Here is an 18,845-nt window from a genome sequence, read left to right on the forward strand (position 1 = left end):
TGGATATTTCAAAAATAACACAAAGACCATCAATAGGTTGGAAAAGAAATTAAGTGACATTATCTTTGCCAGCCAATTATGTTTGTGGATGAAATCTGCTGTAGGTTCCGTTAAAAATACTTCCCTTTCCTTATTATTTTCCGATTTCAAGGAGATTACAAAGGCCAAGTTGGCTGTAAGCGTGGTTTTTTCATCCATTGCCGGATACTTTTTGGGTGCCTATCAGATTAGTGTGGTTTCTTTATTGCTCCTTACATTTGGTGGGTATTGTATGGTGGGAGCCTCCAATGCGTTCAATCAGGTTATCGAAAAGGACTTAGATGCCTTGATGAATCGCACCAAAAATCGACCTATACCTTCAGGACGAATGTCAGTAAGAACTGCGCTGACCGTCGCCATAGTATTAACCGTTCTTGGAGTGGTGTCCCTGTTTGCATTGAGTCCAAAGACAGCCATGTTCGGGGCCATTTCCATATTTCTATATACCAGTGTGTATACGCCATTAAAGACGAAGACGCCCTTATCGGTTTTCGTTGGGGCATTTCCGGGTGCTATACCTTTTATGTTGGGTTGGGTGGCCGCAACAGATGATTTTGGCATTGAACCGGGAACCCTTTTTATGATTCAGTTCTTTTGGCAATTTCCCCATTTTTGGGCTTTAGGTTGGATGTTGGACGAAGATTACAAAAGAGCCGGATTTAAAATGTTGCCTACAGGAAAGAAAGACAAGGGCACGGCCATGCAAATCATATTGTATACCATTTGGATGATTGTTATCTCGGTAATCCCCGTTTTTGGTATCACCGGAAGGTTGATTTTGTCTATACCGGCGGCAATAATCGTGTTGCTGGCAGGTCTGGTAATGCTCTTTTTTGCCTTAAAACTATATGAGAAACGGGAAAATGTCACCGCAAGACGATTGATGTTGGCCAGTGTCACCTATATATCATTGATTCAAGTAATTTACGTAGTAGATAAGTTTATTTCATAAAATGGATTTAACCCAGGGAACAGCAGAGGAGAAAAATAGAAGGGCAAAAAAAATGATGCTATGGTTTGGCATTGTTAGCCTTATCATGGGATTTGCAGGTTGGACCAGCGCCTATATAGTTAGTAGCAAACGGGATGACTGGATCAGTGATTTGGAGCTGCCTCAAGCCTTTTTTATAAGTACGGCCATTATAATTTTGAGCAGCATCACCTATTTCGTGGCCAAAAAATATGTGGGAAGGAACGATCAGAAAATGGGAACCATCTTTTTACTGGTGACCTTTGTTTTGGGCATAACTTTTATCGTATTCCAGTTCAATGGATTTTCTCAGATGTTGGAAAACGGCTACTATTTTACGGGCCCTACCAGCAACATTAAAATGTCCTATGTTTTTTTGATAGCCGCGGTGCACATTGCCCACGTGGTAGCTGGTTTAATATCACTGTTGGTGGTGCTTGTCCAGCAAGTACGCGGAAAATATATGCCGGGCGATATGCTGGGTATGGAATTGGGTGCCACCTTCTGGCATTTTTTGGATTTTCTTTGGGTGTATTTAATACTATTTATGTATTTCGTGAAATAAATCTTTGTTCAACAAGTTTTCATTCAAGTTTATCTTTTTGAATACGTCAAAAGGTGTAAATTTGTGAAAGTTTTACTAAAACGACCTTTTATATGGATGCAACGGTGACTACCGGTACAGAAGACAGCGTTTGGGGAGGTGGAAATAGACCCCTCGGCGCAAGCTATGGTAAATTGATGATGTGGTTTTTTATTGTCTCGGATGCCTTGACCTTTTCTGGGTTTTTGGTGTCTTACGGCTTTTCCAGGTTCAAGTTTATAGAGACTTGGCCCATCGCCGATGAGGTTTTTACCCACGTCCCTTTTTTCCATGGGAATTTCCCCATGTACTACGTGGCCTTTATGACCTTTATTTTGATTATGTCCTCCGTGACTATGGTGCTCGCTGTGGATGCTGGGCATAAAATGAAGCAGAATGGAGTAATTCTCTATATGTTTCTAACCATTATTGGTGGTGCCATTTTCGTTGGTTCACAGGCATGGGAATGGGCCACTTTTATTAGAGGGGACCATGGAGCTATTGAAACCAAAGGAGGTCGTATCCTTCAGTTTGTAAATGCCGAGACAGGTGAAAGAGCTTCTTTGGCAGATTTCGCCAAAACGCTTCCCGAAGAGCGTGTAAAACATTTAAAAAGTCAGGGAATCTGGTTCGAGGAAGAAGGGTACAAAACTTCATTTTCCTTGAATGAAGTGGTGGAAGGCTTCAAAGCTACACCAAACATCCTGATCCGTACAGAAACCATCAATGAAGAAGGTAAAAAAACCGTATTGAACAGGGAAGAATCATTGGCCAAAATTTTGGATGCCAAACAAGTGGTGGAAGGGGCCAACCTTGTCCATAACGAGTATGGTAGCCGACTTTTTGCTGATTTCTTTTTCTTTATTACTGGATTCCATGGATTCCACGTATTCTCTGGTGTGGTCATTAACATCATTATCTTTTTCAATGTTATTCTGGGTACTTATGAACGCAGGGGGCATTATGAAATGGTAGAAAAGGTTGGTCTGTACTGGCACTTTGTGGATTTGGTATGGGTATTCGTATTTACATTCTTTTATTTGGTTTAAAACATTGATTATATAATGGCACACGATCATAAACTTGAGATTTTTAGAGGACTGCTAAAATTTAAGTCAAACGTCCAAAAAATATGGGGCGTATTGATTTTCCTTACCATTGTTACCGCAATTGAAGTAGCCTTGGGTATTACAAAACCACGTTTTTTAACGCATCATTACTTTATTGGAATGAAGCTTTTAAACTGGATTTTTATTGCCCTTACTTTAGTAAAGGCCTACTACATCACATGGGACTTCATGCACATGCGTGATGAAAAAAGCTCTTTAAGGAGAGCCGTAGTTTGGACACCGATTTTCCTGATTTGTTATTTGCTGTTCATTCTCCTGTTTGAGGCAGACTACATCTACAATGTTTATAAAGAAGGGTTTTTGGCCTGGAATTTCTAAACAGGATTTAAGATAGTAAAAGACGGTTTTCCAACCGTCTTTTTTTATTTTTGCAAGGTTTATTGCGCTATGAAAAAGACCTTTGTTTTAGTGATTCTTTTTGTCTTTCCATTAGTGGCCTATTTGTTTTTTGCATCAGGGGTCAACAACTTTGGAAAACTGCCCACACTGACCGAGAATGTCCCGGATATTTCACAGATAGACCCTTCCGTGACTTTGGATGGAAAAATAACGATCTTGGGATTTTTGGGTCGCGATGTGGAAGGGAAGAAGGGAAATGCCTTCAACCTGAATCAAAAAATCTATAAGCGCTTCAGCGAGTTTCACGATTTTCAAATGCTGATGGTCGTGCCGGAATCAAGCAAAGATCAGGTAGAATCGCTTCGAGAAGAACTCAATGAACTATCCAATGCAGAAAAATGGAACTTCGCTTTTGGTACTGATGCAGAAATACGGTCATTTTTTAATGAATTGAAGACCGATCTTACCTTGGATTCAGATTTATATACACCTTTTGTGTTCATTGTCGACAAGGACCGAAACCTCAGAGGGCGAACAGACGATGAGGATGAAGGAATCAAATATGGCTTCAACACCACATCCGTGGCAGAACTGAATAATAAAATGGAGGACGATGTCAAAATAATTTTGGCCGAGTATCGCCTCGCTTTAAAAAAGAACAATGCCGACAGGAGCAAATAAAAAGAAAAAGTACACCTACGTTTGGGTATCAGCCATCATTTTGATTTTTGGCATTTTCGCTGTTTATGAAATTACCAAAAGGGTGAAAAGTGGCACCATTGTGGAGAATGACCGAATGAGTGTTGGTGCTGGTCAAAACAAAGTGGGCTTTGTGGTAAATAATGGTCAAAAACGAAAGGTGCCGGAGTTTGCATTTTTGAATCAAGACAGTACCCTGGTTACCAACAAAGATTACTTAGGAAAGGTATATGTGGTGGAATTTTTCTTCACGACCTGCCCAACCATTTGCCCCATTATGACCCAAAATCTGGTTGAAATTCAAAATACATTCAAGGACAAAGAAGATTTTGGCGTGGCTTCCTTTACCATCAATCCAAGATATGATACCCCATCGGTGCTCAAAAAGTATGCGGACAAGTATGGAATCACAAATAAAAATTGGCATTTAATGACCGGAGATCAAGAGAAAATATACAGTTTGGCCCAAGAGGGATTTTATATTTTGGCCAATGAAGATGAGGATGCACCAGGTGGGTTTGAACACTCCGGAATGTTCGCACTGATCGATAAAAATGGGTATATTCGTTCGCGGGAGGATGAGTTCGGAAACCCCTTGATCTACTATCGAGGTACCATAACCGAAAAGGAAGGTGTAAATGCTGATGGCGAAGCGCAGCAGATTACCATATTAAAAGAAGACATTAAAAAATTGCTTGCAGAATAATGGGAGAAGTTTCTACGAAAGAGAAGAAATTTAACAAGTGGATCACGGTCATATCCGTGGCAATCCCTTTAGTTGTGGCATTGTTGTTTGCCTACAAAATACCCAATTCGGAACCCTTAACTTTTTTGCCGCCCATTTATGCCACCATCAACGGAATGACGGCGGTTTTGCTTGTAGCGGCTGTTATTGCCATTAAGAATGGAAAAAGGGCAATACACGAAAAGTTAATGACCACCTGTATTTTTCTATCAGCCCTTTTTTTGGTCATGTACGTGGTCTATCATATGACTTCCGAAACTACGATCTATGGAGGTGATGGTAATTTAAAGTATCTCTACTATTTTATTCTAATGACCCATATCGTCCTGTCCATTTCTGTGATACCACTCGTGTTGATTACCTATTCCAAGGTGTATCTGGAAGATTTTGAAAGCCATCGGTTGTGGGCCAAATATACCTTTCCCATTTGGCTTTATGTGGCAGTGACCGGCGTCATTGTTTACGTTATGATTTCTCCCTACTATTAACGGTTTATTTTATGAGAGCTAAAATTTTCTTGATTGTACTGTTGCTCTTGGTTTTTCCATCAACTATGGAGGCCCAATGTGCCATGTGCCGTGCAGTCGTTGAAAGTGAGGCCGATGGAAGTACTGCCGAAGGTATCAATAATGGCATTGTGTATCTAATGGCCATCCCCTACGTTTTGGTAGCGGGTTTATTCTATTTTATTTATCGTAGGATGAGGGGTTGAACATTTTAGGAAAAATTTCTTTCCCAAAAGTGTAACAATCGCCAGTTGATGAAGTCCTATACATGTACGCAAGCGTACTTCATCAATCAAAAGCACTGACCTATGTTCGATATAGAACGGTGGCAAGAAATATTTGACACCATCCGAAAGAACAAGCTTCGCACTTTCTTGACCGGGCTATCCGTTGCATCCGGTATCTTCATACTTGTGATTTTGCTAGGCTTCGGACAAGGTATGCGAAATGGTATCGAGAATGAGTTCAAACAAGATGCTTCCACTAGTGTTTGGGTATGGCCAGGAGTTACCTCCAAAGAATATAAGGGATTAAATCCAGGTCGACGCATTCAACTCGTCAATGAAAACTTTGAAAAAGCCAGTACCATGTTCAATGACGATATTGAATATGAGTCTGCCCGAATATTTGTTGGTGGGGTCAGTGTGAATTATGGAAAGGAAGCATTGATCTATGGCGTTCAGGGGGTTGGGTCCGATTTTCAGTTTATAGACAATGCCTCCATGGCAGAAGGCCGATTCATTAATTATCAAGATGAGGTTTCCACGGGAAAAGTGGCCATTATCGGAAATAAAATCAAGAAAGATGTTTTTAATGAGGTGGATTCTCCCATTGGGGAGTTCATTGATATCTCAGGAATTCCTTTCAAAATTGTTGGGGTGTTTGATGAAATGGAAGATCGTGAAGAAGAACGTATCTACATTCCCATTACCACGGCCCAGCGTGTTTTCAATGGAGGTAATAGGGTGAGCAATATGTCTTATACGCTTCCACCCGTTGAAAATTTTGATGAGGCTGTTGCGCAATCCATCACTTTTAAAAATAACCTTAGACAATACATTCAACAAGCCCATACAATTGCCCCAGATGATACTGGCGCGGTTGATGTTTGGAGTGCATTGGAAGAAGCCAAACGCTACTATGGCCTCACCAATAACATTAAGCTGTTCTTCTGGTTTGTGGGCATTTGCACCATCATTGCCGGAGTGGTGGGTGTGAGCAACATCATGCTCATTGTGGTTAAAGAACGCACCCGTGAGATTGGCATTCGAAAAGCATTGGGGGCCAAACCATGGTCAATTATCGCTATGATTTTGCACGAATCCATTTTTGTAACGGCTATTTCAGGATTTACGGGACTCATTTTCAGTATGGCCTTGCTGGAACTTGTGGGCCCGCATATTGAAGTGGATTATGTGATGAACCCCTCGGTAAACTTCAATGTGGCCTTTTCCACGGTGCTCGTGCTCATTTTCGCGGGAACACTAGCTGGATTTGTCCCAGCTTGGAGAGCAGCTCGGGTTCAAGTGATTGAATCATTGCGGGATGAATAATAAACGTTTGCACCATGTTTAACAGAGACAGATGGCGAGAAATTTTGGAAGTGCTCACCAACAACGTGTGGCGTACCATATTCACCGCTTTTGGCGTGTGTTGGGGTATTTTTATCCTGATTGTACTATTGGCGGCTGGCAAAGGTTTGGAAAATGGCATCAAGCAGGATTTTGGCGATATCGCCACCAATACCATGTTCATGTGGACCCGAGCCACAACAAAACCATATGAAGGGCTGCCCAAAGGAAGAAGTTTTGAATTCAAAATCAGCGACGTTCAGGCCATTCAAGATAATGTACCGAACATGCGATTCATCTCACCCAGAAACCAATTAGGAGGATTTCGGGGATCTAACAATGTGGTTCGTGGAATCAGGACAGGGGCCTACAATGTGTATGGAGATTACCCAGAGATTATCAACCAAGACCCCATGACGGTTACTTCCGGTCGTTTTTTGAACTTCAATGACATCCGGGAGAAAAGAAAGGTGGCCATTATTGGGCAAGGAGTCAAAAATGACCTATATGATCAGGATGAAGAGGTATTGGGAACCTATATCAAGATTCAAGGAGTCAATTTTATGGTCATTGGCACCTATAAAAAGAACAATAGCGGCGGAGGTGAAGAAGGGCAGAAGGAAATTTTTGTGCCGTTCACTTCATTTTCACAAGCCTTCAATAGGGGTGAGAATGTGGGTTGGATGGCCATTACGGCCAATGATGGAAGTTCCATATCCCAGTTAAAGGACAAGATTGTGCAAGTCATGAAAGAAAGGCACAAGGTGCACCCAGAGGATAATCGCGCCATAGGCTATTTTGATCTTTACGAACAATACAACCGGGTGGAAAGCCTCTTTGGGGCATTAAAAGGTGTCGCCTACATCGTGGGAATCATGGTACTGCTCTCGGGAATCATAGGGGTCAGTAACATTATGCTCATCGTTGTGAAGGAGCGCACAAAGGAAATAGGCATACGAAGGGCTCTTGGAGAACAACCTTGGTCCATTAAAAAGCAAATCCTTATGGAATCCATTTTCCTGACCATTATTTCGGGGATGGTTGGAATCATTTTTGGGTCCTTGGTCATTTACGGAATCAACTCGCTATTGGACAGTGTGGGACCTGTGGATATGTTTATGAACCCCAGTGTAAGTGTAGGGGTTGTGAGTGGAGCATTGCTCATATTGATGGTCTCCGGACTTTTGGCTGGATTTATCCCAGCACAGAGTGCCATTAGGGTACGACCCATTGAAGCATTGCGAACAGAATAAGAAATCAATCAAAATTAGTTAGACAAACATGAAAAAATCGGTAACCATTATCATCCTGTTGCTCATCGTCATTGTATTCGGTGGCTCCATGTACTATTTGTACTCAAAAAATGCTGAGGACCCTGTGGTGTATCAAACCGAGAAACCGTCCACACAGACCATCGTTAAAAAGGCTGTGGCCACGGGAAGCATTCTTCCTTTGGAAGAGGTTTTGATCAAACCCAATATTTCGGGTGTGATAGAGGAAATCTATGTAGAAGGTGGTGACTATGTAAAATCGGGCGACCTTTTGGCGAAAATAAAGGTGGTCCCCAATTTATCCGCTTTGAACGATGCCAAAAATGCCATTGATGAGGCCAAAATTAATCTGGATGATCAAAAACGAAATTATGAGCGTCAGTTGACACTTTTCAATAAGGGTGTTATTTCCAAAACTGATTTGGAGCGAGCCCAAGTGACCTATGATCAAGCAAAACAGTCATACGGTGCGGCCAATAAGCGTTATGATATTGTCCAAACCGGAACCACCAGTGGTCTCAGTAATGCGGCCAATACCATGATCAGGGCCACCGTGAGCGGTATGGTACTTGAAGTACCAGTTGAGGTGGGGAACCAGGTCATTGAAGCCAATAACTTCAATGAAGGGACCACCATTGCTGCCATTGCCGATGTGGACAAAATGATTTTTGAAGGCAAAGTAGACGAATCCGAAGTTGGAAAAATAAAAGAAGATTTGTCTTTGGAAATTACCGTCGGGGCTATTGAGAACAAAGTTTTTGATGCAGTCTTGGATTACATCGCACCCAAAGGAAAAGAGGAGAACGGTGCCATTCAGTTTGAGATAAAGGGTAGCCTTAAAAAACTGGACACCACGTTCATCAGGGCAGGTCTAAGTGCAAATGCCTCCATTATTCTGGCACGGGCCGATAGTGTTTTGGCTGTAAAAGAAGCTTTGATTCAATTTGATGATGACACCAAGGATCCGTATGTTGAGGTTGAGACATCTGCGCAAAAATTCGAGCGGAGGGATGTTGAACTAGGCGTCAGTGATGGTATTTATGTTGAGGTGAAATCTGGCGTCAACCCAGATGACAACGTAAAAATCTGGAACGCCATTGAGGGGGAACTCTCGAACAATTAATCATTTAACAAAATATTTAAACACAATCTTGTAACATTTCAGCAACTTGTATGTCTTACATGCAGAAGTTAAATGCTGGATAGCTAACATTACCAACCATGATAGAAATCAAAGATCTTCACAAATCCTATAGAATGGGGAGTAATTCCCTTCATGTTTTAAAAGGGATAAACTTCACAGTAGACGATGGAGAGCTTGTGGCCATAATGGGGTCTTCGGGATCGGGAAAATCAACCTTACTGAACATATTGGGAATGTTGGACGGAGCGGACTCCGGAGACTATACCTTGGATGGTGTTCCGATCAAAGATCTAAGCGAGACCAAAGCGGCCCAATACCGAAACAAATTCTTGGGCTTTATCTTTCAATCCTTTAACCTTATCAATTACAAGAGTGCCTTGGAAAACGTGGCACTTCCTTTATACTACCAAAAAGTTCCCCGCAAAGAACGTCAAGAGAAAGCCATGCAATACTTGGAAAGAGTAGGGCTTAAACCTTGGGCCAACCACCTTCCCAGCGAACTATCTGGGGGTCAAAAGCAAAGGGTGGCCATTGCAAGGGCCATGGCAGCTGAACCCAAAGTACTATTGGCCGATGAGCCTACTGGAGCTTTGGACAGTAAAACATCATATGAGGTCATGGATCTCATCCAGAAAATCAATGATGAAGGCAATACCATTTTAGTGGTGACCCACGAAGAGGACATTGCACACATGTGCAAACGAATCGTGCACCTAAAGGATGGGGTCATTGTAGAGGACAAGAAAATTGAACAAGTAAGGGCGGAACAATATGTTTGATCGGGATATTTGGCAGGAAATTTTCCACAGCATCAAAAACAACAAGCTACGTACCTTTTTAACAGGGTTTTCAGTAGCATGGGCCATATTTATATTGGTGTTGTTGCTGGGGTCGGTAAATGGCATGAAGAATGGTTTTACCGGACAATTTGCTGATGATGCCAATAATTCCATTATTGTACGTACGGGATTGACCTCCAAAGCATATGCAGGTTTTGAAGCCGATCGTAGAATTCAATTGCGGAATGATGACGTTGCCTATATAAGCAAAAGCTTTCCAAAGGATGTGGAGTATATTACGCCCATCATGAATAGGGGAGCGACCACCCGTTTCAAATCCGAAACGGGCAGTTACAGTATCCGTGCTGTAAATCCAGAACATCTTTTTATCGATAAGACCAAAATCACCGAAGGGAGATACCTGAATGACAACGACTTGTACAAAAGTGCCAAGGTAGCTGTCCTTGGTAGAAAAATCGTGGAGGATCTTTATAAAAAGGATTCAGCGCTGGGAAGTTTTGTGGAAATAAATGGATTGCCCTATAAAGTAGTTGGCATTTTTGAGGAGGAGGGTCGAGACGACAATGCAGAAAGAATCATCTACGCTCCAATTACAACGATGCAGCGTATTTATGGTCAAACCGATGAAATCAATCAGATTTCATTGACCTACAATCCCAATTTTGACCTGACCCAAGCCTTGAACTTTTCGGATAGGTTGGAGGCACTTCTTAAAAGAAGACATAAAGTAGACCCAGATGACCAAGCGGCAGTCCGGGTGTTCAATTATGCCCAGATTTTTTCCGATATCTCCAATTTTACCACTGGCCTTAGCACGATGAGTATCATTGTCGGCGCATTGATTTTGTTGGCAGGAGTGGTGGCCATTGGTAATATCATGGTGTTCATTATCAAGGAACGAACCAAGGAGATAGGGGTACGGAAGGCTTTGGGAGCGGAACCGTGGCAAATCATAAAATTGGTATTGCTGGAATCCATTTTCACCACCGTTTTGGCTGGTTTTTTTGGAATGCTGTTCGCCTCCCTGATCTTGGCGATCATTGGGCCAAACATTGATACTCCGGCATTTGCAAATCCATCGGTTAGTATTTCAACAGTAGTAACGGCAACCATTATTTTGGTGGTGGCCGGGGTTTTGGCAGGGTTGATACCCTCTATAAAAGCAGCAAACGTAAAACCAATAGTAGCATTAAGCGATAAATAGCATGTGGTTATTCGATAGAGACTTATGGAGTGAAGTGTTCAATACCTTGGGCAAGAATATCTTTAGGACAATCTTGACCATGCTGGGCGTGGTCATAGCCATGATTATATTGATTATGTTATTGGGAAGTTCCAATGGCATGTCCAACATGTTTCAAAATGTATTCGCAGGTACGGCATCTAATAGTCTGTTTGTTTGGGCCCAAAGTACTTCGGAACCCTACAAAGGCTTTGAACGTGGACGACGAATCCAATTTCATTTGGAGGACGCGGAAATCATCAAAGAACAGATTCCTGAAATTGATGTATTGGCACCTCGCATAGAATTGGGCTCACACCAGGGGATTACAACGGTCTACAGGAACGGCCGAACCAGTGGTTCTTCGGTATATGGCGATTACCCGGTGATTGATGAGGTCACCAAAAAGAAATTGGTGGAAGGAAGATTTTTGAATCAGACCGACATTACTTCATCCAAAAAAGTATGTGTCATTGGTGAAGAAACCTACGAACTTCTTTTTGATAAAGGTGAAACCGCCATTGGTGAAGATGTTCGTATCAACGGTGTGTTTTTTACCGTCGTGGGAATTTATAAACCCAACGACAACGTGAATATTGATGGCGAAAACGCTGTCTTTATTCCCTTTTCAACATTTCAAAAGGCATTTGGTTCTGGAGACCGATTGGGTTGGATGGCAATTGCCGTAAAGGAAGATACCAAAGTGCCGGTAGTGGAGCAGAAGATTAAAAAACTGTTGAAGACCAAATACGATATCCATCCAGATGATGATAGGGCCATTGGTAGTTTTGATATGTCCGAAATCTTCAACAACGTAACCACTTTTACCTCCGTGCTCAAAGGTGTTTCAGGATTTATCGGATTCTTCACCCTGATAGCAGGGGTCATAGCCATTAGTAACATTCTCTTGATTACCGTAAAAGAGCGCACCAAGGAAATTGGAGTGCGAAGGGCCTTGGGGGCAACACCAAAAATTGTGAGACGACAAATTATTTTGGAGTCGATTGTGATGACAGTTCTTGCTGGACTCATCGGTTTTTCGATTGCTATCGGAATTTTAGCCTTGATCAATGGGTTTTTAGGTGAAGGTGGTCAAGATGGCATACCGCTATTGAATCCGATGGTCAGTATCCCCCAGTTTTTAAAGTCTTTTATTTCAATGGTTGGACTGAGTGTTTTAATCGGACTGATTCCAGCCAACCGGGCGGTACGAATTCGACCCATAGAAGCATTACGAGAAGAATAACTAGATATAAATAAACAACAATCAAAATTTAAATAATGAACAAGTACGTAAAATATGGTCTTATAGCAATTGGAGTCTTTGTGCTTTTGGCCGCTGTGGTATACTTTTTAAAGAAAAACAGTACTCCACTGAAACTTTACGAAACCGAGACCGTTGCCAAAAAGGACATTACCAATAAGGTGGTGGTAACGGGAAAGGTAATCCCAGAGGAAGAAATTGAGATCAAACCTCAAATTTCGGGAATCATTGAGAAAATATATTTGGAAGAAGGTGCCGATGTCAGTGCAGGGGACCTAATTGCTGTAATCAAGGTGGTGCCCAATGAGCAGTCCTTGAACCAAGCTTCAGGCCGTGTGCGAAATGCAGAGTTGGCGCTGAACAATTCAAAAATTGAATATGATAGAAATAAGGCCTTGTTCGATAAAGGTGTTATTTCAAGCCAGGATTTCAACACCTTAAAGCTCACTTATGACCAAGCGGTGCAGGAATTGCAAAATGCCCGGGCCGATTACCAAATCATCCGTAAGGGTTCCGCAGGAGGTTCATCCAGTGCAAACACCAATATCCGTGCAACTGTGAGTGGAACCATTTTGGAAATCCCAGTTGAAGAGGGAGATCAGGTCATTCAAAGTAACAACTTTAACGACGGTACTACCATTGCCACCATTGCCGATATGAACAAAATGATTTTTGAAGGCGAAGTTGACGAGGCGGAAGTTGGTAAACTTAAAATTGGTATGCCTTTGGTCATCAGCATGGGTGCTTTGGACAAGGTGACATTTCCAGCTAAGCTGAAATTCATCGCCCCAAAAGGAGTAGAGGAAGAAGGAGCTGTACAGTTCAAGATTGAAGGAGACCTCGAGGTAAATGATAGCACCAATGTTAGGGCAGGGTATAGTGCCAACGCATCCATTGTGCTTGAGGAGAAAAAAGATGTGGTTTCTATTAAAGAGGCGCTACTGCAGTTTGATAAGGACAGCGAAGACCCCTATGTTGAAGTTCAGACCGGTGAAAATGAGTTTGAACGCCGAGATGTTGAGTTGGGAATCAGTGATGGTATCGATGTTGAGATTCTTTCCGGATTGGATGAAGAGGATAAGATCAAGGTGTGGAACAGACTCGAAAAGAAAACTGAAGAAGGTCCAAATCGAGGGTAAGTAGACCCTAGGAGCTGAAAATCAAAAAACGACAATAAATCAAAAAACGAATGAAACGTATCATAACGACTTTTCTATTGCTGTTCACAATTGTGGTATCACATGCGCAAATGCGCCGGTGGACACTGCAAGAATGTGTGGAATATGCAGTGGAGAACAATTTAACCATAGAACAATACGAACTGGATTTAGAGAACGCCAAGATTGACAAATCAGATGCCTTGGGGAACCTATTGCCTAACTTAAATGGAAACACCAGTATATCGAGCAATACAGGTTTCTCTATTAATCCAACAAACAACTTGCCTACAAACCAAACGGCTTTAAACGTAAACATGGGACTTAGTTCCAACGTAACCCTGTTTGATGGTTTACGGAACATATACCAGATAAATAAGGCAAAATTGAATGCCATTGCCAATCAATATCGCTTGGACAATCTTAAGGATGACATTCGCTTGAGTGTGGCCAATGCCTACCTTCAGGTGCTTTCCAACAAAGAGCAGTTAAAGACTTTTAGGGCGCAATATGCAGTTACCGAACAAGATTTAAAACGTACCAAGGAATTGGTTGAATCTGGTGTTTTGCCAAGGGGAGACCTATTAGAAATTGAGGCTACCGCTGCCACACAACAACAACAGATTGTCAATGGCGAGGGAATGGTATTGATATCGCGCGTGAACTTGGCGCAGTTGCTCCAAATCACGGACTACGAAAATTTTGATATCGCCGAAGAAGAGTTTTTGATTCCACCATCTGATATTTTGGACAACTCCGCAAAAGTGATTTTTGATAAGGCCTTGACCTTTAGAAATGATATCAAGTTCTCAGAATCCAATGTGGATATGGCCGAAGAAGACCTGAAAATTGCGAAGGGTGCTTATTATCCAACCCTTTCCGCCTTTTTTCAATATGGGACACGGTATTCAGATGTAACCCAAATCCCCGGAGCCAATGGGCCTTATACACCCAATTTCACGGACCAGCTTTGGATATTTGATGGTATCTCCTACGGAGCACAATTGAATGTGCCCATTTTTAACGGTTGGAGCACCAAGAACAACGTAAAGCGCTCCCAAATCAGTTTGGAGCGGGCCAAATTACAGTTGGAACAAAACAAGTTGGACCTTGAGACCAATATTCAGCAAGCCTATGTGGATGTGAGCACTTTTGAAAAGGCCTACGAAGCGGCCGAAAAAACGTTGGAGGCACGCACACTGGCTTATGAATATGCAAAAGAGCGATATGAAGTTGGCCTAATGAATGCCTTTGATTTTAGCCAAGCGCAGTCAAGAGTGGACAATGCCCAGGCTGATGTAATCCGTACCAAGTACGATTATATCTTCCGTTTGAAAATATTGGAGTTCTACTTTGGCATTCCCATTTCCTTAGATTAGTATCTTTGTGGCCGCTATGGCCATACTACTAAACTTAGAAACAGCAACGACCAATTGTTCGGTCAGCATTTCCAACGGAAATGAGGTAATTTTCCTAAAGGAAAACAATGCGGTGAACTATTCCCATTCCGAGCAATTACACGTATTCATCAAAGAAGTCTTGCAAGAGGCTTCTTTGTCATTTTCAGACCTCAATGCCGTAGCCATCAGCAAAGGGCCGGGTTCGTATACCGGTCTTCGAATTGGGGTTTCTGCGGCAAAGGGATTGTGTTTTTCGTTGGATTTGCCTTTGATTTCGGTCCCAACGTTGGAGAGTATGGCCCATCAGGTTAAAGTGAATCCAGGCGATTTGGTCATTCCAGTTTTGGATGCACGCCGAATGGAGGTCTATTCAGCCGTATTCAATCATCAGTTTGAAGAAATACGAGAAACCCGCGCTGAAATAATCGATGAGAATTCCTTTGCTGATTATGTTTCTGAACGCACCGTTCATGTGGTGGGTAGTGGAGCCGAAAAGTGTAAGGAGATGTTGGGGCATCCCAATTTTCAGTTTGATTCAGGTATAGTACCTTCAGCAAAAGAAATGGCCCCTATTGCCTTTGAAAAGTACAAGAAGGGCCAATTTGAAGATGTGGCGTATTTTGAGCCTTACTATTTAAAGGATTTTGTGATTCAATCCAAAAAGAAAGCCTAACCTTTAAGAGCTTGATGCATAACCCGTTGTGGGAATGGAATCTCAATTCCTGCAGCATCAAAGCGTAGTTTTGTTTGTTCAATCACGTAAAAGTGTGCTGGCCAAAACACTTCATTAGCCGCCCAAAAACGTAAGGTCAGATTCACAGAACTATCGGCCAAAGCGCCAACGTACACTTCTGGAGCTGGCTCTTCGAGAATGTTTTCATTTTCCGCACATATTTGCAAAAGAATATCTTTAGCCTCCTTAATGTTGGAGCCGTATCCAATTCCAATATCGATTTTATCCCTACGGTTGTTCTCCATGTTGTAGTTGATGATGTTCCCATTGGACAATTGTCCATTTGGAATGATGGCAACTTGATTACCAAAGGTGTTAATCTTGGTGTTGAAGATGGAAATTTCCTTAACCGCTCCGTCTACACCCTGAGCCGAAATCCAATCCCCAACCTTAAACGGCTTGAAAATCAGGATGAGAACCCCTCCGGCAAAATTGGCCAAAGAGCCTTGTAAAGCGAGACCAACGGCCAAACCGGCAGCACCTACTATAGCAACCAACGAAGAAGTCTGTACACCCAATTGGGTGATTACCAAAACGAAGAGTAGGGCTTTTAACGCGATACTAAAAAAGCTTTGTAAAAAGGATTCCAAGGTTTCGTCATAGTCCTTTTTCTCGAAAAACCTTCGGATGAGCTTGTTGATAAATCGAATGATCCACAAACCAACAATAAACGTTAGTATGGCCATAATAAGATTGGGTAAAACACCAATGGCCCATTCCATCCCTTGATTAATATACTCTTCGTAATTTTTAATTTTCTCCATAACTATAATTTGTTTCGCGATAACTTAATTGAAAATCTTTTAAAATTCAAGGTCGACCCATTTAAACAAATGTTAACCTTTTATCGGAAGGATTGGATTTGTTGTAGAACTTCAGCTGAGGTGGTCACGGGTAATTTGCAGGTTCCCTCAATACAGACATAAGCCAAGGTTTGTCCATCCACATGTCTATTTTCCAACAGTTCCAGGTTTCCTTCCGCTTTGGAACCCACCAAAATACTGTTGGGCAAATAATTACCGGCTACCTGCTTGCCCAGCTTTTTATAATTGTCACCAACAAGAGCTATTTCGTAGAAATTTTGGTTCTCATAAAGCACCACATGCAACCAGTTTGAAAATCCTTGGGCACTTGTGTCAAAATCCTTTTGGACATTAAGCACCATTTGTTTGGCAATGTCACCATAACCTTCCTCTGGATATAGCTTATGGAATTTGAGCAAATTCTTCGCCATAATGGAATTGGAGGCTGAAATAACATTGTCGTTGGTTTCAATGCTTCTGCGTATCAAGGAATGATCTTCGTCCGAAGTAAAAAAGAACATACCTGACTCCTTGTCCATAAAATGGATTTTGGTGTAATCCAGCAGTTTTTTGGAATGATTGAGCCATTTCTCATCAAAAGTCACTTCGTAAAGGTCCAAATACGCTTCAATTACCGAAGCATAATCCTCCAAAAACCCATTGATACTACTTTTTCCTTCCTTATGGTTTCTAAAGAGCGAATGGTCGTCCTTCATCATTTCGGTTTCAATGAATTTTGCATTTTTCAGGGCCATTTCTAAATAGGCATCATTACCCAAATAGCGGTAAGCATCAACCAATCCTTTTAGCATCAATCCATTCCAGGAGGTCAAGATTTTATCATCCAATCTTGGTTTATCCCGTTTTGCACGTTCGGTTTTTAGAACGCCAAGGGCATTTTCCATCTTGTTTTTTAGCTCCGAGACAGAAATATTGAATTTTTCCGCAATTTCTGCATCGGATTTGTCCTTGATCAGTACGTAGTTGCCTTCTTCCCACAATCCATAGGAATTGATGTTGTAATAGGCTTCGAAAATGGAATAATCCCCACCCAAAAGCTGTGTCAATTCTTCTTTCGTCCAGACATAATAGGCGCCTTCCTCCAATTCGCCTTCCTCATTCAGGCTATCGGCATCCAATGAGGAATAAAAGCCTCCGTTTTCATCCCAAAGTTCTTCTTGTACAAAACCAATGGTCTCATCTACTACCTCTTTGTACATTTCATTTTTGGTGACAGCGTAGGCTTTGGCATACAAACTGGCCAGTTGACCATTGTCGTACAACATTTTTTCAAAGTGGGGCACATGCCAAGTGGAATCGACCGCATATCTGGAAAATCCGCCACCCACATGATCGTAAACGCCACCATAAGCCATTCTTCGGAGCGTGGTGTTCACCTGCTCCATGAGTTCGGGTTTATTGTTTGCTGTGGCATAATGTAGCAAGAAATCCCAATTGTTGGGCATCATGAATTTTGGGGCACGCTTGTATCCCCCTAAAAACGAGTCGAAATATTGCGACCAGTTGGTAACGGCTGCATCCAATTGATCTAGGCTGTACAAATCGGAATTTTCGGCATTCTCCACCAAATTGATGGCATGGATTCCATTGGCAAGGTCTGCAGCGTATTGGGTGACCCTAGCCTTGTCATTTTTATAGAGTTCCGTCAATTGTTGAAGCGATTTTACCCAATTGTCTTTCGGTACATAGGTTGCTCCCCAAAAGGGTCTTCCATCGGGCAATGCCACAATGTTAAGGGGCCAACCTCCATTTCCAGACATCATTTGGATGGCATCCATATAGATTTGGTCCACATCGGGTCGCTCTTCACGATCAATTTTAATGCTGATAAAGTTCTCGTTCATGAGTTGGGCCACTTCCTCATCCTCAAAGCATTCCTTTTCCATGACGTGACACCAATGGCAAGCCGCATATCCAATACTGATAAGAAGCGGTTTGTCCTCTTTCTGTGCACGTTCCAAAACTTCAGGACTCCATGCTTCCCAATTTACAGGATTGTGGGCATGTTGTAAAAGGTAAGGACTGGTTTCGTTGATTAAGGCGTTGGTATGTTTGTGGGTCACTTTGTCAGATTTTTGGTTACAACCAAAGAAGAAAAAGGGTAAAACCAATAAAATGGTGCTTCTTTTCAGCATAGTTTTCTTTTTGAACATAAAAAAAGCGCCCAATGAGGGCGCTATTTTGGCAATGCCCTTGGGTTATTGAACCTCAAAGGTGATTTTAACGTTGACTCGATAATTATCGATTTTTCCGTCCTTAACTGTGGCACTCTGCTCGTTGATATAGACGGAACGAATATTCTTTACCGATTTTGAAGCTTGGTCCAATGCATTTTTTGCTGCATCTTCCCAGCTTTTATCGGAATTTGCCAATACTTCAATTACTTTTAAAACTGCCATGGATAGTGATTTTTAAATTTATTCAATTTAACAAAAATTGACCACAATA

General features: G+C 42.0%; 20 protein-coding genes. 17 read left to right on the top strand and 3 right to left on the bottom strand.

All coding sequences use genetic code 11. From position 1 onward, the window contains the following. Positions 1 to 88 precede the first annotated feature (88 nt). From cyoE to tsaB, 17 genes are all read left to right on the top strand, one after another. A complete protein-coding gene (gene cyoE / locus ACFSJE_RS13630) occupies positions 89 to 991 on the top strand; it encodes a heme o synthase (RefSeq protein ID WP_379831519.1) in 903 nt (300 codons plus the stop codon). A gap of 1 nt (position 992) precedes the next feature. Next, complete coding sequence (locus ACFSJE_RS13635; RefSeq protein ID WP_379831520.1) at positions 993 to 1,574, top strand: cytochrome c oxidase subunit 3; 582 nt, start codon at positions 993 to 995, stop codon at positions 1,572 to 1,574. 92 nt (positions 1,575 to 1,666) lie between these two features. After that, positions 1,667 to 2,641, top strand: coding sequence for a cytochrome c oxidase subunit 3 (locus ACFSJE_RS13640; protein WP_379831521.1), 975 nt, complete (start codon positions 1,667 to 1,669; stop codon positions 2,639 to 2,641). Between the two features lie 15 nt (positions 2,642 to 2,656). Continuing rightward, positions 2,657 to 3,040, top strand: coding sequence for a cytochrome C oxidase subunit IV family protein (locus tag ACFSJE_RS13645; protein WP_379831522.1), 384 nt, complete (start codon positions 2,657 to 2,659; stop codon positions 3,038 to 3,040). Positions 3,041 to 3,109: 69 nt separating this feature from the next. Beyond that, a complete protein-coding gene (locus ACFSJE_RS13650) occupies positions 3,110 to 3,742 on the top strand; it encodes a hypothetical protein (RefSeq protein WP_379831523.1) in 633 nt (210 codons plus the stop codon). Beyond that, a complete protein-coding gene (locus tag ACFSJE_RS13655) occupies positions 3,723 to 4,466 on the top strand; it encodes an SCO family protein (protein ID WP_379831524.1) in 744 nt (247 codons plus the stop codon). Before ACFSJE_RS13650 ends, ACFSJE_RS13655 begins: the two co-directional genes overlap by 20 nt. Continuing rightward, the gene (locus tag ACFSJE_RS13660; RefSeq protein ID WP_379831525.1) at positions 4,466 to 4,993 is read left to right on the top strand and encodes a DUF420 domain-containing protein; all 528 of its coding nucleotides are present in this window, start codon (positions 4,466 to 4,468) and stop codon (positions 4,991 to 4,993) included. Before ACFSJE_RS13655 ends, ACFSJE_RS13660 begins: the two co-directional genes overlap by 1 nt. A gap of 11 nt (positions 4,994 to 5,004) precedes the next feature. Next, positions 5,005 to 5,217, top strand: a complete 213-nt coding sequence (locus ACFSJE_RS13665) for a hypothetical protein (protein ID WP_379831526.1) — start codon at positions 5,005 to 5,007, stop codon at positions 5,215 to 5,217. A gap of 102 nt (positions 5,218 to 5,319) precedes the next feature. Continuing rightward, positions 5,320 to 6,564, top strand: a complete 1,245-nt coding sequence (locus tag ACFSJE_RS13670; RefSeq protein WP_379831527.1) for an ABC transporter permease — start codon at positions 5,320 to 5,322, stop codon at positions 6,562 to 6,564. A 14-nt stretch (positions 6,565 to 6,578) separates the two neighbouring features. Next, positions 6,579 to 7,835: an ABC transporter permease gene (locus tag ACFSJE_RS13675; protein ID WP_379831528.1), complete on the top strand. Its 1,257-nt coding sequence runs from the start codon at positions 6,579 to 6,581 to the stop codon at positions 7,833 to 7,835. 28 nt (positions 7,836 to 7,863) lie between these two features. After that, entirely contained in the window at positions 7,864 to 8,976 is a 1,113-nt protein-coding gene (locus ACFSJE_RS13680) for an efflux RND transporter periplasmic adaptor subunit (protein WP_379831529.1), read from the top strand. A 98-nt stretch (positions 8,977 to 9,074) separates the two neighbouring features. Then, positions 9,075 to 9,776, top strand: coding sequence for an ABC transporter ATP-binding protein (locus ACFSJE_RS13685; RefSeq protein WP_379831530.1), 702 nt, complete (start codon positions 9,075 to 9,077; stop codon positions 9,774 to 9,776). Then, positions 9,769 to 11,001 carry an ABC transporter permease gene (locus ACFSJE_RS13690; protein ID WP_379831531.1) on the top strand — a complete coding sequence of 411 codons (1,233 nt, stop codon included), beginning with the start codon at positions 9,769 to 9,771 and terminating at the stop codon, positions 10,999 to 11,001. The genes ACFSJE_RS13685 and ACFSJE_RS13690 overlap by 8 nt, the downstream gene beginning before the upstream one ends. Before the next feature lies 1 nt (position 11,002). Continuing rightward, the gene (locus ACFSJE_RS13695) at positions 11,003 to 12,265 is read left to right on the top strand and encodes an ABC transporter permease (protein WP_379831532.1); all 1,263 of its coding nucleotides are present in this window, start codon (positions 11,003 to 11,005) and stop codon (positions 12,263 to 12,265) included. Positions 12,266 to 12,300: 35 nt separating this feature from the next. After that, the gene (locus tag ACFSJE_RS13700; protein WP_379831533.1) at positions 12,301 to 13,422 is read left to right on the top strand and encodes an efflux RND transporter periplasmic adaptor subunit; all 1,122 of its coding nucleotides are present in this window, start codon (positions 12,301 to 12,303) and stop codon (positions 13,420 to 13,422) included. Positions 13,423 to 13,472: 50 nt separating this feature from the next. Then, positions 13,473 to 14,819, top strand: a complete 1,347-nt coding sequence (locus ACFSJE_RS13705; protein WP_379831534.1) for a TolC family protein — start codon at positions 13,473 to 13,475, stop codon at positions 14,817 to 14,819. 16 nt (positions 14,820 to 14,835) lie between these two features. Further along, positions 14,836 to 15,513 (top strand): tRNA (adenosine(37)-N6)-threonylcarbamoyltransferase complex dimerization subunit type 1 TsaB, encoded by a 678-nt coding sequence (gene tsaB, locus ACFSJE_RS13710; protein ID WP_379831535.1) that lies wholly within the window; start codon positions 14,836 to 14,838, stop codon positions 15,511 to 15,513. Here tsaB and ACFSJE_RS13715 read toward each other — a convergent pair. The 3 genes from ACFSJE_RS13715 to ACFSJE_RS13725 form a co-directional block, all read right to left on the bottom strand. Then, entirely contained in the window at positions 15,510 to 16,337 is an 828-nt protein-coding gene (locus ACFSJE_RS13715; protein WP_379831536.1) for a mechanosensitive ion channel family protein, read from the bottom strand. The two genes, tsaB and ACFSJE_RS13715, sit on opposite strands and share 4 nt — an antisense overlap. Positions 16,338 to 16,417: 80 nt before the next feature. Next, on the bottom strand, positions 16,418 to 18,532 hold the full coding sequence (locus ACFSJE_RS13720) for a thioredoxin domain-containing protein (RefSeq protein WP_379831537.1): 2,115 nt from the start codon (positions 18,530 to 18,532) through the stop codon (positions 16,418 to 16,420). A gap of 63 nt (positions 18,533 to 18,595) precedes the next feature. Beyond that, complete coding sequence (locus ACFSJE_RS13725) at positions 18,596 to 18,796, bottom strand: dodecin family protein (protein WP_379831538.1); 201 nt, start codon at positions 18,794 to 18,796, stop codon at positions 18,596 to 18,598. Between the last annotated feature and the right edge of the window lie 49 nt (positions 18,797 to 18,845).

Source organism: Flagellimonas iocasae (assembly GCF_042682725.1).
GTDB classification, from domain to species: Bacteria; Bacteroidota; Bacteroidia; order Flavobacteriales; family Flavobacteriaceae; genus Flagellimonas; species Flagellimonas iocasae.